The organism is Nitriliruptor sp., assembly GCF_040882075.1.
Taxonomy (GTDB): domain Bacteria; phylum Actinomycetota; class Nitriliruptoria; order Nitriliruptorales; family Nitriliruptoraceae; genus Nitriliruptor.
The window spans coordinates 1-1,240 of the sequence record NZ_JBBEBZ010000033.1; the positions used below are offsets into that span (position 1 = coordinate 1).

Consider the following 1,240-nt stretch of genomic DNA (forward strand, 5'->3'; position numbering starts at 1 on the left):
GCCCGTTTCGAGCACGGATCGACGATCCGGTTGATGGTCGCCAGCGTCAGGTAGGTGCCCACCGACACGGCCACGTCCGAGCGCCGGTCGCCGACGACCTCGTCGATGACCTCGGCCACACCCAACTGCTGGCAGACCCCCAACACCGCAGCCACGTCACCGAACTGCTTGTGCTGAGTGCGGTCCGGCATGCCGGACCCCTCGCCCTGCAGGCGGGCCATGACCTCGTCGGCCGTGCCCAGGTACTCCTGCGAGACGATCCGGGGCTTGCCGTCCACCCGGGCCGACTCGACCAGGTAGTAGTAGGTCTGCTTGCCGCGGCGTTTTCCAACGATTGAAGGCATATATGGGTAATACACTTTTGGCAGGCAAGATGCAAGCACCCTCCACCACGAACGTGCAGGTCAGCGCCAGGAACGCCGACTCATCAGCTCACCCCTCGCAGCACTCTGACGAGATAGCCCGGAAACTCGGGCTAGCAGCGTCGCGATGAAGCCGAACAGCAGTAGCTCGAAGCCTAGGGAGGGCCGGACACCGGACGAGGCGGCGGTGAGGGCGCCGGCAGTGCCAGCGAGCGCCGACCCCATGGCGTAGGCCAGCACCTTCATCCGCTCGACGCGAACGCCGACGAGCTCGGCCATCTCGGGGTCGCGGATGACGGCGATCAGTCCGAGACCCGTTTTGGTCCGCTCGAACGCATACCGGACGACGAGCCACGCCAAAACGAGCACCATTAGGGAGAGCAGGTCAATCACCCGCGCCGACAGTCGCATGCTGTCCGAAAACGTCACCACACGGGCGAGGACTTCAGAACGAACGACGACGTCGTGCACCCCGTAGACGATGTGGAGCACGTTCTCGAGAACGACCGCGAACCCGAAGGACACCAGCAGCACGGCGTAGTGGTCACGCAGCTTGCGAAACGCGGCGTAGCGCAAGGTCGCGCCCAACACCGTGCAAAAGAGCACGCCAACGCCGGCGGCGACGCCGAATGGCAGGCCGGCGGAGACGGTGGAGTAGGTGACGTAACCGCCGATGGCGATGGTCACGCCGTAGGCGAAGTTCAGCTCGCGAGCGGCCAGAAAGATGATCGCGAACCCGAGACCTGCGATCCCGAAGGTCGCGCCTTCCAGCACGCCGCGGAGGGCGAGCTCAAGACCCAGCATCGTGGTAGCTCCTGCGTGGTCGATCCGGGGGGTGGAGGCGAGGGGGGGGGGGGCGGGGGGGGGGGCCCCCCCCC

General features: G+C 66.4%; 1 protein-coding gene and 1 pseudogene. Both read right to left on the minus strand.

Going from position 1 to position 1,240, the window contains the following annotated elements:
- Positions 1 to 344, minus strand: a pseudogene (locus WEB03_RS01780) (transposase); the annotation flags it as partial.
- 60 nt (positions 345 to 404) lie between these two features.
- Complete coding sequence (locus WEB03_RS01785; RefSeq protein ID WP_368069257.1) at positions 405 to 1,166, minus strand: branched-chain amino acid ABC transporter permease; 762 nt, start codon at positions 1,164 to 1,166, stop codon at positions 405 to 407.
- Between the last annotated feature and the right edge of the window lie 74 nt (positions 1,167 to 1,240).

Coding starts and splice junctions, on each gene's coding strand:
- WEB03_RS01785 (WP_368069257.1), bottom strand. CDS start 1,166: ATGCTGGGTCTTGAGCTCGCCCTCCGCGGCGTGCTGGAAGGCGCGACC.